The sequence below is a fragment of the Allobosea sp. RAF48 genome (assembly GCF_052114025.1).
Lineage (GTDB): Bacteria > Pseudomonadota > Alphaproteobacteria > Rhizobiales > Beijerinckiaceae > Allobosea.
The window spans coordinates 515,974-528,423 of the sequence record NZ_JBFRDZ010000003.1 but is presented as its reverse complement, the minus strand read 5'-3'; the positions used below and the strand labels follow the sequence as shown (position 1 = coordinate 528,423).

The window sequence follows — 12,450 nt, the reverse complement described above, 5'->3', positions numbered from 1 at the left end:
CATGAACGAGGTGAGCAAGATCGAGCCCGCCGAGCTGCGTTTCGAGGCTCCGCCCTCGACGTCGCTGCTGGCCCATGCCCGGCATATCGTCGCGGAAAACCCCGTCACCGGCTTCGCCTTCGGGCTGTTCGCGCTGATCCTGCTGGCGGCGATTTTCGGACCCTGGCTCGTGCCCTACGACCCGCTGGCCTCAAATACCAATGCGTCGCTGCAAGGGCCGAGCGCGGCGCACTGGTTCGGCACCGACCAGCTCGGCCGCGACATCTTCAGCCGTGTGGTGGCGGCGACACGGCTCGATTTCTCGATCGCAGTCGCCTCGGTCGCGCTCGTCTTTCTGCTCGGTGGGCTCGCCGGCGTCATGGCCGGTTTCTTCGGCGGCTGGGTCGACACGCTGGTCGGGCGCGTCGCCGACACGATCATGGCCTTCCCGCTCTTTGTCCTGGCTATGGGCATCGTCGCGGCGCTCGGCAACAGCGTGACCAACATCGTCATCGCCACCGCCATCATCAATTTCCCGCTTTATGCCCGCGTCGCCCGCGCCGAGGCGAATATCCGCCGCGAGGCCGGCTTCGTGCAGGCGGCCAGACTGTCCGGCAATTCGGAATGGCGCCTGCTGCTGACGCAGATCGTGCCCAACATCATGCCGATCATGGCCGTGCAGATGTCGCTCACCATGGGCTACGCCATCCTGAACGCGGCGGGGCTTTCCTTCATCGGCCTCGGTGTCCGGCCGCCGACGCCGGAATGGGGCATCATGGTCGCGGAAGGCGCGAGCTTCATCGTCTCCGGCGAGTGGTGGGTCGCCTTCTTCCCCGGGCTGGCGCTGATGACGGCGGTGTTCTGCTTCAACCTGCTCGGTGATGGCGTGCGCGATCTCGTCGATCCGCAGCGGAGGAGCTGACGATGAGCTCGCCGGCCCTTCTCGACATCCGCAACCTCACCATCGAGTTCGCCACCCGCCGCGGCACGGTCCAGGCGGTGAAGGCGATCGACATCAGCGTCGGCAAGGGCGAGACGGTCGCCATCGTCGGCGAATCCGGCTCCGGCAAATCCGTGACCTCCTACGCCGTGGTCCGCATCCTCGACCGCGCCGGCCGGGTGGCGGAGGGCTCGATTGCGTTCTCGGGGATAGACCTCGTCTCCGCGACCGAGGCGCAGATGCGCGACCTGCGCGGCCGCGAGATCTCGATGATCTTCCAGAATCCGCGCGCCGCGCTCAACCCGATCCGCAAGGTCGGCAAGCAGATCGAGGACGTGCTCCTCCAGCATGTCCAGGCGACGCGCGCGACCGCGCGGGAGAAGGCGATCGAGGCGCTGGAGAAGGTCAGGATCGCGCGCCCGGAAGAACGTTACGACGCCTATCCGTTCGAGCTCTCCGGTGGCATGTGCCAGCGCGTGGTCATCGCCTTGGCGCTGGCTTGCCAGCCGCAGCTCCTGATCGCCGATGAGCCGACGACCGGCCTCGACGTCACCACGCAGAAGGCGGTGATGGACCTGATCGTGGAACTGACGCGCGAGCGCGGCATGTCGACGATCCTGATCACCCACGATCTCGGCCTGGCCGCAGCCTATTGCGACAAGGTGGTGGTGATGGAGAAGGGCCGCGTCGTGGAGACGGCGAGCGCCGCCGACATCTTCCGCAACCCGCAGCATCCCTATACGCGCAAGCTGATGCAGGCGACGCCGCGTGTCGGAATGAGTCTGCGCGATCTCCTGCCGGACGATCAAGCCAAGCGCGCACCCTCCAGGCCGGCGGCCGCGCCGGCTGCCACGAAATCCCGGCCAACCTCGTCCGGTAAAGCGCCTCTTCTCGTCGTCGAGAACCTGATCAAGGAATATCCGCGCCCGACCAAGGGCGCCTTCCTCGCGAAGTTGATGGGCAGGGCCGAACCGGACAAGCCGGCCTTCCGCGCCGTCGATGGCATCGGCTTCGAAGTCAGGCGGGGTGAGACGCTCGGCCTTGTTGGTGAATCCGGCTGCGGGAAGTCGACGACCTCGATGATGGTCAACCGTCTGCTGGATCCGACCTCGGGGCGCATTGTCTTCGATGGGCACGATATCGGCAGTATTCCGGCGAGGCAGTTCGCCGCCTCGCCCTTCCGGCGGCGCATCCAGATGGTGTTTCAGGACCCGACGGACAGCCTGAACCCGCGCTTCACCGCCGAGCGCGCGATCGTCGATCCGATCCTGCGCATGGGCAAGATCCGCGGCCGCGCCGCCTTGCGGGCGCGCTGCGAGGAGTTGGCGCAGCTCGTGGGCCTGCCGGTCGAGCTGATCGACCGTTTTCCGCATCAGCTCTCGGGTGGGCAGAAGGCGCGCGTCGGCATCGCACGGGCGATCGCGCTCGACCCCGATCTCGTCATCCTCGACGAGCCGACCGCGGCGCTCGATGTCTCCGTGCAGGCGGTGGTGCTCAACCTGCTGGACGAGCTGAAGCAGCGGCTCGGCATGAGCTACATCTTCGTCTCGCACGATCTCAACGTCGTGCGCCTGCTCTGCGACCGGGTCATCGTGATGCGTACCGGGCAGATCGTCGAGCAGGGCACGGCTGAGGAAGTACTCGGTGCTCCCAAGGCGGAGTATACGAAGGAACTGCTCACCGCGATTCCGCATCCGCCGGCATAGACATCGCCACCAACACGTCACGTCGAAGCATCAGGGCCATGAAGATCAACGACCCCGCCGTTCTCGCCGAAGTCGAGGCTGCTTTCGCCGAATACGAGAAGGCGCTGACCACGAACGATGTCGAGGCGCTCGACCGGCTGTTCAGGAACGCTCCCGAGACCCTGCGTTATGGCGTCGGCGAGAACCTCTACGGCTACTCCGAGATCGCTGCGTTTAGGGCTGGGCGCTCGCCGGCCGGGCTGATGCGGACGCTGGAACGCACCTGGATCACCACTTATGGCGATGATTTCGCCACCGCCAACACGCTGTTCCGCCGCGAGAGCTTACCGGGCAAGGTCGGGCGCCAGAGTCAGAGCTGGGTCCGGTTTCCGGAAGGCTGGTGCGTCGTGGCTGCCCATGTCAGCGTCATTCCCGAATAGTGGCGGCTTGCTCACCCGCACCGAGAGCCTGCGCCTTCAACTTGCCGACGAGATCGTCTCCGGGTTGCTCGCGCCGGGTCAGGCGCTCGACGAGCAGGACCTGGCAGAACGTTTCGGCGTCTCGCGCACGCCGGTTCGCGAGGCGATCCGCCAGCTTTCCGCCTCCGGGCTGGTGCAGGTCCGCCCCCATCGGGGTGCGTTCGTTGCGCTGCCGACCCAGGATCAGCTTCATGACATGTTCGAGGCGATGGCCGAGCTGGAAGCGCTTTGCGCCGGGCTTTCCGCCCGCAACATGACGGCGGCCGAGCGCCATGCGCTGGAGGCGATCCACCAGGAGCTGCGCGGGCTGGTGCATCAGGGCGATCCGTTGCGTTACCACGAGTGCAACGAGACCTTTCACGGTGCGATCTACGCAGGCACCCATAACGGGTACCTGGCCGAAATGACCCTGATGACCCGCAAGCGCGTCGCGCCGTTCCGGCGAGCACAGTTCCGCACGACCGGCCGTCTGGCCGACTCGTGGCAGGAACACGACCTGATCGTCCAGGCGATCCTGCGCGGCGACAGGCAGGCTGCCGCCGAGGCGATGCGCGCCCATATCGGCTTCGTGCGCGACGCCTTCCGCAGCTATGCCGAGACGCGCTGACGACACCGCAACCTGTTCCCTCTCCCTATGCGGGAGAGGGCCAGGAGCGGGGCTCGCGACAATGGTCGTGAGCCGAACGCGAGATTGTCAGGACCTGCGCGACCCCTCATCCGGCCCTTCGGGTTGCCTTCTCCCGCAAGGGAAGAAGGAAACGGCGGCAGCCGCTCGCGGCGAAAGAGCAGCTAGCGCTTTCAAGGCACGCTCGACTGCGCCGCAACGAAGGCGCGCCAGCCGCCGAAATCGGTGACGTCCCGTGCGTCTTGCGTCGCCACCGCCTCGCACAGGAAGCCCTTGACCTGCGTGCCATCGGCCAGCGCCAGCGTGCCGATCCCGAGTGGTGCGGGAATTCCGGCGACGAAACGGCCGAACCCCTCCGGCGGCAGCGACCAGACCTCGAGGGCGATTGCCCCGCCGCCATCAGCGACGCGTACCAGACCCGGCCGCTTCGGCGGGCCGCCCGGCAAGGCGTAGAGGCGATAATCGGTGCTGGTCGCCGTCGCGCGGACGAAGCTGCCGCCCAGCGCCGTCAGCTCGCCATTCAGCGGCATGCCCGAAAGATGGGCGCCGACGACCGCGATCTCGATCTCGCCAGCTCTTGTTGAAGCTGGCCAGCCCGGCGCAATCGGCATGCGCAGGCCTGTGGCGCCGAGCGGCAGCCCGCCGGCGGCATGAAAGGCGCGCCCGAAACCGGCAAGAGCCGCATCCTTCCCTGCGGGCCCGATCAGCGTGACGCCTGCGGCCGTGCCGTCCGAAGCGAGGCTGACCGGCAATGCCAGCGCGCAAAGATCAAGCAGGTTCACGAAATTGGTGTAGCGGCCGAGCATGGAGTTCGCGCCGACCGGGTCCGCCGCCATCTCGGTCAGCGTCACCGGGCGCGGAGCGGTCGGCACCATCAGGGCGTCGACCGGCTTCATCACAGCCTTCGCCGCAAGCGTGAGCTCCGCCAGCCTGTAGCGCGCCGCGAAAGCCGCCGCGGCATCCGGCAGCGGCTTGCCGGCTATCACCTGTCGGATCACCGGCAGGATCGCTTCGGGATCGCTCTTATGGAGATCGCGGATCGCCAGCCAGCGTTCGGCCACCCAGGGGCCATCGTAGAGCAGCCGGGCGGCCTCATAGAAGGGAGCGAAGTCGATCTGGACGATCTCCGCCCCAAGCGCCGCCGCCCGTTCGAGCGCCGCGCAGTAGCTCGCCTCGGAAAGGCCATCTCCGGCGAAGTCGCGATCCGCCGGGCGTGGCACGCCGATGCGGATGGCGGGCGGAGCGGCACCGGGGCGGCCAATCGGTAGCGACCGCGAGAACGGGTCGGCCGCATCGGGCCCCGCCATGACACCGAGCACCGCCCAGGCATCCTCCACCGTCAGCGCGAAGACCGAGACGCAATCGAGCGTGCGGCAGGCCGGTACGACGCCGGCGCTCGGCACCAGCCCGACGCTCGGCTTCAGCCCGACGATGTTCTGCAATCCGGCGGGAACGCGCCCGGAGCCCGCCGTGTCCGTGCCGAGCGCAACCGGTACGATCCCTGCCGCGACCGCGCTCGCCGAACCGGAACTCGACCCGCCGGGGACGAGATCGGCGCGCAGCGCGTTGCGTGGTGTCCCATAGGGCGATCGCGTGCCGTTGAGACCGGTCGCGAACTGGTCGAGATTGGTCTTGCCGATGACGATCGCACCCTGTGCCCTCAGCCGCGCGACGGCGCTCGCATCCTGCGTCGGCGGATATGCGAAGGCCGGGCAGGCGGCTGTCGTCGGCAGGCCGGCGACGTCGATGTTGTCCTTCACCGCGATCGGGATGCCCCAGAGCTTGCGGCCGCGCGGTCCCTCCGCCTGCAGGCGCTCCGCTTCGGCTATGACCTCCGCTTCCGGACGCAGTGCGATGAACATGGCCGGATCGCCATGCGTCCGCCAGCGGGCATAGCAGCCCGCTACGGTCTCGCGAAGGCGTTGGGCTCCCGCCAGATGTGCGGCCAAAAGCTCGGTCAAGGTTTGCACGCGGCGCCCTCCCTCACGGTGCCCAAACGGCAGGCAGTTTCCACCTGCGTGTATGCAAGAGTTGTGCGCGCGACCGACGATGAGTTCCCCTGACGACCTGCAGGGGCCGAAAGCCGGCGATCATCTATGCTCGCAGCCCCGATCCCGGCGGGCATGCGCCTTGCAGAGTCTCCCGCATCTGTCGCCACGGGGAGCTGCCATGGGCCGTCTCGTCATTCCGGCTCAGCCTTCGCCCTTCGTGCTCGAAACGGCGCGAACCGCGCTGCTCATGATCGACATGCAGCGGGATTTCCTCGAACCCGGCGGCTTCGGCGAAATGCTCGGCAACGACGTCTCGCGGCTGCGCACCGCGATCGCGCCCTGCCGGGCCCTGCTCGACATCGCGCGAGAAGCCGGCCTCTTCGTCATCCACACGCGCGAGGGCCATCGCGCCGATCTCTCGGATGCGCCCTCGGCCAAGCTGGAGCGGTCGCCGCCGGACAAGCGGATTGGCGCCTGCGGCCCCATGGGCCGCATTCTGGTGCGCGGCGAGCCCGGCCACGACATCATTTCCGAACTCGCGCCGTTTCCCGGCGAACCTGTCATCGACAAACCCGGCAAAGGCGCCTTCTACCAGACCGACCTTGAGCTGATGCTGCGCAATCGCGGCGTCGCCTCCCTGATCGTCGCCGGGGTCACCACCGAGGTCTGCGTCCACACCACCATCCGCGAGGCGAACGACCGCGGCTATCGCTGCCTCGCGGCCGGCGATGCCTGCGCCTCCTATTTCCCGGAGTTCCATGAGGTTGGGCTGCGGATGATCGCGGCCCAGGGCGGCATCTTCGGCAGCGTCGCGACCCGTGCCGAGATCAGTGCGGCCTTCGTGAGCGCAGCTGATTGCAAGGAGGAAAAACCAGCATGAAGACGGGAGATACTCCACCGGGAGGCTTCGATCCCGCCCGGCACCTCGAAGTCATGGCACCGACGCTCGGCCTGACGATCAGCGAGGCGCAGAAGCCGGCTGTGCTGCAATTCCTCGCCATCGCCCACACCATGGCGCGGATCGTCGATACAGCCCCGCTGGCGGATGACAGCCTGGAGCTGGCGCCCAAATTCCGCCCCGGGCTGCCGGGAGACGGCCGATGAGCGACGCCTTCGCTCCGGCCCATGAGATCGCCCGCAGGATTCGGGGCGGGGAGGTCGCCGCCGAGGAGGTGGTGACTGCGGCGCTCGCACGCATCGCGAAGCTCGATCCGCACGTGAACGCTTTCACCGACGTCACGGCGACACGCGCCCTGGAGCAGGCGCGCGCAGCCGATCTCGCCCGCTTGCGCGGAGAGCCGCTCGGGCCGCTGGCGGGCGTGCCCTTCGCGGCCAAAAACCTGTTCGACATTGCCGGCCTGCCGACGCGCGCCGGCTCGAAGATCAACCGCGAGCGCTCTCCGGCGCAGCGTGACGCCGTGTTGGTCGAGCGCCTCGGCGCTGCCGGCGCGATCCTGCTCGGCGGCCTCAACATGGGCGAATACGCCTATGATTTCACCGGCGAGAATGCCCATGACGGCCCCTGCCGGAACCCCCATGACCTCGCCCGGATGGCTGGCGGTTCGTCTTCCGGCTCGGGCGCGGCGACAGCCGCCGGTTTCGTGCCGATCGCGCTCGGCTCCGATACCAACGGCTCGATCCGCGTTCCCGGATCGCTCTGCGGCGTGTTCGGGCTCAAGCCGACCTATGGGCGCCTGCCGCGCACGCGCTCCTTTCCCTTCTGCGACTCGCTCGACCATCTCGGGCCGTTGGCGCGGGACGCAACCGACCTCGCTCTCGCCTACGATCTGATGCAGGGTCCCGACGCAGGCGATCCTGCCTGCGCGCAGCGGCCGGTCGAGCCCGCGATGCCGCATCTGCATGATGGGGTCGCTGGACTGCGCGTCGCCGTTGCGGGCGGATACTTCGCGACCGACGGCATGCCGGACGCCGAAGCAGCTGTCGCCACGGTGGCGAAGGCGCTCGGCGCAAAGCCGGGACTCGATATCGAGGGCGCCGCGATCGCGCGCGCCGCCGCCTTCCTGATCACCAACGCGGAAAGCTCCGGTTTCCATCTGCCGCGCTTGCGAGAACGCGCCGAGGATTTCGATCCCGAGACGCGCGACCGTTTCCTGGCGGGCGCTCTGCTGCCGGCGGCGTGGTATGTTCAGGCGCAGCGCGCGCGCCGCTGGTTTCATGACGAGATGATGCGGCGCTTCGCTGACATCGATCTCATCGTCGCGCCGGCCACGCCGTGCCCCGCGCCGCTGATCGGCCAGAAGACCCTGGAGGTGAGGGGCGAAACACTTCCGCTGCGCCCGAGCCTCGGGCTGTTCACGCAACCGATCTCCTGTATCGGACTGCCTGTCGTGCTCGTGCCGGTCCAGGGCGGCGGGCTTCCGATCGGCGTCCAGCTCATCGCGCCACCTTGGCGAGAGGATATCTGCTTGAAAGCCGCCTATGCGCTCCAGGCCATGGGGGTATGCCGGGCCGCAAGCCCTGAGCATTGATGCTGCTGATGGGTATCTTCGCCATCAGAAGCCTCTTTCGGCGCGATCACCCGATTACCGGGCGCTGATCGCCGCACGGCTTGTGTCAATCACGGAGCGCTTTTCGGGTTTGGTTCAATCCTTTCCGCAAGAGCGGTCAACGGCAAGAGCAGGCGCTTGACCGAGGCGCTGCCTTGCCAGCGCGCAATCGCCGCTCGCGATTGCGCTTGTGGAAGAATGCGCTCTGCGCGCAGGGCGGCGGTCTCCAATCACCGTCACTTGTCCTCTGAAGCTGATGGCAAGACGGGCGGCGCGACACCCCTCTTGCTTCGCTCGGAGGATCGAGGAAAGGCCGGTTTTCACCGAATGGGCCTTGGTCCGGGACTTGCTAGCTGACGGAGAGCGGGCTCGAACCCGCTCCGCAAACAAGGGGACAACGACGTGAAAAAACTCATCGGCGCGGCGCTTGCCGCGGGCACCGTTCTCTGCGCGAGCGGAGCTTTCGCTCAGTCGCCTACGCTCGCTCAGGCCAAGAGCCGCGGCATCCTCCATTGCGGCTCCGGCACAGGTCTCGCGGGCTTCGGGATACCGGACGCTCAGGGCACTTGGTCCGGCCTCGATGTCGATGTCTGCCGTGCCGTCGCTTCGGCGATCTTCAACGACCCGACCAAGGTCAAGTTCATCCCGCTCTCCGCGAAGGACCGCTTCACCGCGCTGCAGTCGGGCGAGGTCGATCTGCTCTCGCGCACGACGACCTGGACAATCTCGCGCGACACCGCGCTCGGCCTGAACTTTGCCGGGGTGAACTACTATGACGGCCAGGGCTTCATGGTCCGCAAGAAGCTCGGCGTAAACTCGGCGCTGCAGCTCAGCGGCGCCTCGATCTGTACCCAGCAGGGTACCACGACCGAACTCAACCTGGCCGACTATTTCCGCGCCAATAAGATCAAATACGAGGTTGTCGCCTTCGCTAGCAACCAGGAGACGGTGAAGGCCTACGAATCCGGCCGCTGCGACGCCTTCACGACCGATGCTTCAGGCCTCTATGCCGAGCGCCTGGGCCTCGCCAATCCAGACGAGCACGTCGTTCTGCCGGACATCATCTCGAAGGAGCCGCTCGGCCCGGTCGTACGCCACGGCGACGATGTTTGGCTCGACATCGTGAAATGGACGCTATTCGCGATGGTCAACGCCGAAGAGCTCGGCATCACCAAGGCGAATGTCGACGAGATGCTGAAGTCCGAGAATCCGGAGATCAGGCGCTTCGTCGGGACCGAGGGCAAGTTCGGCGCGCCGATGGGCCTGACCGATGACTGGGCCTACCGGATCATCAAGCATGTCGGCAATTACGGCGAATCTTTCGAACGGAATGTGGGCCAGGGCTCGCTGCTCAAGATCGCCCGCGGGCAGAACGCGCTGTGGAACAAGGGCGGCCTGCAATACGCGCCGCCGATCCGATGACAATCCGGCGCTGCGCCGCAGCAAGCCGTGCAGCGCCATCGACGCCCCTATTTCTGTCGGTAAAGCAGATAACGTCCGGTGCGGCATGGCCGCCGGATCTCCCGCTCTAGCTGATGGACAGGCTCGCTGCGTGCCGGGTCCAGAGGGCCGGTGCTGCGGAGCGATCTCGCCGCGCCAGCAACTGGTCGAGAAGCCTGAGGCCGGCTGGCCAGCCGCCGTGACCGCTGGCGACGTTGATATGCCCCGCATCGCCCGCATCGATGAAGGCCGCATCCCACATGTTGGCGATGACGCGCGCGCGCTCGATGTTCATGTAGGGATCTGTCCGGCTCGCAACGACGATCGCCGGGAAGGCGAAGGGCCTGTCCGGAACCGGGCCGAAGGATGCGATGCCGCAGACCCGCGACGCGCGCTGTTCGGGATCGGCCGGAGCGGCGAGGAGCGCGCCACCGATGTCGAGCTCTGGATGGCGGGCAGCCAGATGGGCGATCAGTGTCGAGCCGAGGCTGTGACCGACCAGCACGGCGCCCGGCCGGCGTTCGACGTGGTGGCGTAGGGTCGCGAGCCAGGTTTCCAGCTCCGGCGCGTCCCAGTCGCCCTGCTGCACGCGCTCGGCGCCGTCGATTTCGCTTTCCCAGCGGCTCTGCCAATGCGCCGGCTCAGAGCCGTAGAGACCGGGGACGATGAGGACGGTCATGGGGAGTCTCCTATTCCTCCCCGATCATCCCGCCGTCCGGCTCGTTCGGTCAATGAAACGTGTTCGCAAATTTGGACTGTTTTAGAGGACGAACGACCTGTGTCTTTTCTCGTTGGAGAAGCTTGGCCCAGCCGTCGTCTTAGGCAGTGGGCTCTAAATCCCGGCGCCAGCCTGGAGTTCGTCGTCCAACTGGCCGTAGACGCCACGCCAGTAAAGCAGCGCACCCTCGTCCTGGGCGTGCCTGATCGCCTTGATCCGGCCGATCAGGATGGTGTGCGAATGGCGCTCGAGCGCCTCTTCCGTCTCGCAATCGAGGACGGCGAGCGCGCCGTCGAGCGTGGGCGCGCCGGTGACGAGGCGGCCCCACCGGCCGTCCTCGAAGCGAGCTTCTCCCTTGAAGCCGCCGCGTCCCGCGAAGCGATCCGCAACGGACCGGTGGCGCGCCGCGAGGACGTTTATGGCGAAATGGCGGGAGGCCTCGATGGTCGGCCAGGCCGAAGCGCTCTTGTTCACGCAGACGATGACGGTCGGCGGCTCCGCGGACAGCGCGGTGAGGGAGGTTGCTGTCAGGCCCGCGCGCGTGCCGTGATGGGAGGCGGTCACGATACTCACCGCACCGGCCACGTTACGCATCACCGTCTTGAAGGCATCGGCCTCGATGTCATTGGCCGCGAGTGGAGCCACCTGGCGGTTCATGCGATCACCCATACGAACGCTGCGGCGGGTCGGCCGCAAAACCGTACTAGGGCAGGTTTCTAAATTTGTCTATCGACTGAGTAGACAATATCAGGCTGCGCTCGCGTCGCCCGGCTGCTCGCCGCGAGAACGGCGGACGAGGTCTGCGATGGTCGTGTTGTCGACGACGCTCGCCATCGCGTCCCGAACCTGGCTCATCACGGAGCGCACCGGGCAGACGTCGATGTCGCCGCAATCGCTGCAGGCTCTGAAGGAGGAGCGGCTGGCGCAGGAAAGCGGCGCGATTGGCCCTTCTAGAGCGCGAACCACGGCGCCGACCATGATTGCTCGTGCCGGCTTGGCCAGAGCATAGCCGCCGCCCGGACCCTTCTTGCTGCGCAGCATGCCGGCATTGCGCAGGTCGAGCAGGATCGCGTCGAGGAACTTCTTCGGGATGTTGTTCTTCTGCGCGATATCGGCGACCTGAGTCGTCTCACCGGCTTCCAGCTTGGCAAGATGCACCATGGCCTTGAGGCCGTATTTGCCCTTGTTGGTCAGCATAGGCATGCCCCGCCCAGAGAGAAGTATATTCTATCTATCAACATTGCGGCTACGCGCAAGATCGCGTTCTTCGAGCGGAAAACGAAGAAGATTTATTCTGTCGCTTTCTCATGGGCTGGGCCCGCCGCGATCATGTGCGACGGTCAGCCTTCGCTTGCGCCAGTGGGTGAACAACTCCGTTTCGGCGTGCATGGCGTGCGTTCTGGGCTGAAAGTAGGGTCGTGCCCGCACGACATGTCGACCGGTTGCCGGAGCATCGCCGGAATTCCGTCAGCCGAGACCGAAACGTTGCAACGACATCCATGAGCCCTTCAACGTTTCGGAAACTCCACGGGCCTGACCGGCACAGCGAAGGAGTACCCCGGGCTTGTGTCGCCACGCTTCACCGGCGTGGTTTGCTGCCGGTGTCGCGCAAGAATTTCCCTCTGCGGATACTGCGACGTTTCAAGCCTTTCGAGTTGGATTGCGGCAAGATAAAAATCTACTGAATTAATGGTCTAATATTGACCTCGATCAGAGATCGGCCGCAACAATGAGCTGTTGGCACTCTCGAAAGGCGAGTGCCAAGAGGCTTCACGCTTGCCCATGGAGATCGCAATGGCATTTCGGCCGCTTCACGACCGTGTCGTGATCCACCGCCTAGACGGCGAGGAGAAGACGAAGGGCGGTATCATCATTCCCGATACCGCGAAGGAAAAGCCTCGGGAGGGCGAGGTCGTCGCCGTCGGTCCCGGCGCCCGCGATGAGAGCGGCAAGCTCGTGCCGCTCGACGTCAAGAAGGGCGATCGTGTCCTGTTCGGCAAGTGGTCTGGCACCGAAGTCAAGATCGACGGCCGGGACCTCCTGATCGCCAAGGAATCCGACATCCTGGGCGTCATCGGCTGACGCT

Annotated in this window: 13 protein-coding genes; 9 read left to right on the top strand and 4 right to left on the bottom strand. The window is 66.4% G+C overall.

Annotated features, from left to right (window positions below; genetic code table 11):
• Position 1: 1 nt before the first annotated feature.
• The 4 genes from AB4Z10_RS08785 to AB4Z10_RS08770 are packed head-to-tail and all read left to right on the top strand — an operon-like array spanning position 2 to position 3,690.
• The gene (locus AB4Z10_RS08785) at positions 2-901 is read left to right on the top strand and encodes an ABC transporter permease (protein ID WP_441469998.1); all 900 of its coding nucleotides are present in this window, start codon (positions 2-4) and stop codon (positions 899-901) included.
• Positions 902-903: 2 nt separating this feature from the next.
• Positions 904-2,625: a dipeptide ABC transporter ATP-binding protein gene (locus AB4Z10_RS08780; RefSeq protein WP_441469997.1), complete on the top strand. Its 1,722-nt coding sequence runs from the start codon at positions 904-906 to the stop codon at positions 2,623-2,625.
• A gap of 38 nt (positions 2,626-2,663) precedes the next feature.
• Positions 2,664-3,044, top strand: a complete 381-nt coding sequence (gene hpxZ / locus AB4Z10_RS08775; RefSeq protein WP_441469996.1) for an oxalurate catabolism protein HpxZ — start codon at positions 2,664-2,666, stop codon at positions 3,042-3,044.
• Positions 3,022-3,690: a GntR family transcriptional regulator gene (locus AB4Z10_RS08770; protein ID WP_441469995.1), complete on the top strand. Its 669-nt coding sequence runs from the start codon at positions 3,022-3,024 to the stop codon at positions 3,688-3,690. The genes hpxZ and AB4Z10_RS08770 overlap by 23 nt, the downstream gene beginning before the upstream one ends.
• A 191-nt stretch (positions 3,691-3,881) precedes the next feature.
• Here the strand turns inward: AB4Z10_RS08770 and atzF are convergent, their stop codons facing one another.
• The gene (atzF, locus tag AB4Z10_RS08765) at positions 3,882-5,678 is read right to left on the bottom strand and encodes an allophanate hydrolase (RefSeq protein ID WP_441469994.1); all 1,797 of its coding nucleotides are present in this window, start codon (positions 5,676-5,678) and stop codon (positions 3,882-3,884) included.
• 199 nt (positions 5,679-5,877) lie between these two features.
• Between atzF and AB4Z10_RS08760 the strand changes: the two genes are divergently transcribed.
• The 4 genes from AB4Z10_RS08760 to AB4Z10_RS08745 all read left to right on the top strand — a co-directional run bounded on the left by AB4Z10_RS08760 (position 5,878) and on the right by AB4Z10_RS08745 (position 9,628).
• Positions 5,878-6,579: a cysteine hydrolase family protein gene (locus tag AB4Z10_RS08760; protein WP_441469993.1), complete on the top strand. Its 702-nt coding sequence runs from the start codon at positions 5,878-5,880 to the stop codon at positions 6,577-6,579.
• Positions 6,576-6,803 (top strand): DUF4089 domain-containing protein, encoded by a 228-nt coding sequence (locus AB4Z10_RS08755; RefSeq protein ID WP_441469992.1) that lies wholly within the window; start codon positions 6,576-6,578, stop codon positions 6,801-6,803. Before AB4Z10_RS08760 ends, AB4Z10_RS08755 begins: the two co-directional genes overlap by 4 nt.
• Complete coding sequence (locus AB4Z10_RS08750) at positions 6,800-8,188, top strand: AtzE family amidohydrolase (RefSeq protein ID WP_441469991.1); 1,389 nt, start codon at positions 6,800-6,802, stop codon at positions 8,186-8,188. Before AB4Z10_RS08755 ends, AB4Z10_RS08750 begins: the two co-directional genes overlap by 4 nt.
• A gap of 432 nt (positions 8,189-8,620) precedes the next feature.
• Entirely contained in the window at positions 8,621-9,628 is a 1,008-nt protein-coding gene (locus AB4Z10_RS08745; protein WP_441470040.1) for an amino acid ABC transporter substrate-binding protein, read from the top strand.
• A gap of 106 nt (positions 9,629-9,734) precedes the next feature.
• On the opposite strand, the gene AB4Z10_RS08740 is transcribed toward AB4Z10_RS08745, so the two are convergent.
• From AB4Z10_RS08740 to AB4Z10_RS08730, 3 genes are all read right to left on the bottom strand, one after another.
• Complete coding sequence (locus AB4Z10_RS08740; RefSeq protein WP_441469990.1) at positions 9,735-10,325, bottom strand: RBBP9/YdeN family alpha/beta hydrolase; 591 nt, start codon at positions 10,323-10,325, stop codon at positions 9,735-9,737.
• A 153-nt stretch (positions 10,326-10,478) separates the two neighbouring features.
• A complete protein-coding gene (locus tag AB4Z10_RS08735) occupies positions 10,479-11,021 on the bottom strand; it encodes a flavin reductase family protein (protein ID WP_441469989.1) in 543 nt (180 codons plus the stop codon).
• Positions 11,022-11,111: 90 nt separating this feature from the next.
• Positions 11,112-11,561 (bottom strand): RrF2 family transcriptional regulator, encoded by a 450-nt coding sequence (locus AB4Z10_RS08730; RefSeq protein ID WP_441469988.1) that lies wholly within the window; start codon positions 11,559-11,561, stop codon positions 11,112-11,114.
• A gap of 597 nt (positions 11,562-12,158) precedes the next feature.
• On the opposite strand from AB4Z10_RS08730, the gene groES reads away from it, so the two are divergent.
• A complete protein-coding gene (gene groES, locus AB4Z10_RS08725; protein WP_441469987.1) occupies positions 12,159-12,446 on the top strand; it encodes a co-chaperone GroES in 288 nt (95 codons plus the stop codon).
• Positions 12,447-12,450: the final 4 nt, after the last annotated feature.

Coding starts and splice junctions, on each gene's coding strand:
- hpxZ (WP_441469996.1), top strand. CDS start 2,664: ATGAAGATCAACGACCCCGCCGTTCTCGCCGAAGTCGAGGCTGCTTTC.
- AB4Z10_RS08785 (WP_441469998.1), top strand. CDS start 2: ATGAACGAGGTGAGCAAGATCGAGCCCGCCGAGCTGCGTTTCGAGGCT.
- AB4Z10_RS08740 (WP_441469990.1), bottom strand. CDS start 10,325: ATGACCGTCCTCATCGTCCCCGGTCTCTACGGCTCTGAGCCGGCGCAT.
- AB4Z10_RS08780 (WP_441469997.1), top strand. CDS start 904: ATGAGCTCGCCGGCCCTTCTCGACATCCGCAACCTCACCATCGAGTTC.
- AB4Z10_RS08770 (WP_441469995.1), top strand. CDS start 3,022: ATGTCAGCGTCATTCCCGAATAGTGGCGGCTTGCTCACCCGCACCGAG.
- AB4Z10_RS08755 (WP_441469992.1), top strand. CDS start 6,576: ATGAAGACGGGAGATACTCCACCGGGAGGCTTCGATCCCGCCCGGCAC.
- AB4Z10_RS08730 (WP_441469988.1), bottom strand. CDS start 11,561: ATGCTGACCAACAAGGGCAAATACGGCCTCAAGGCCATGGTGCATCTT.
- groES (WP_441469987.1), top strand. CDS start 12,159: ATGGCATTTCGGCCGCTTCACGACCGTGTCGTGATCCACCGCCTAGAC.
- AB4Z10_RS08735 (WP_441469989.1), bottom strand. CDS start 11,021: ATGAACCGCCAGGTGGCTCCACTCGCGGCCAATGACATCGAGGCCGAT.
- AB4Z10_RS08750 (WP_441469991.1), top strand. CDS start 6,800: ATGAGCGACGCCTTCGCTCCGGCCCATGAGATCGCCCGCAGGATTCGG.
- AB4Z10_RS08760 (WP_441469993.1), top strand. CDS start 5,878: ATGGGCCGTCTCGTCATTCCGGCTCAGCCTTCGCCCTTCGTGCTCGAA.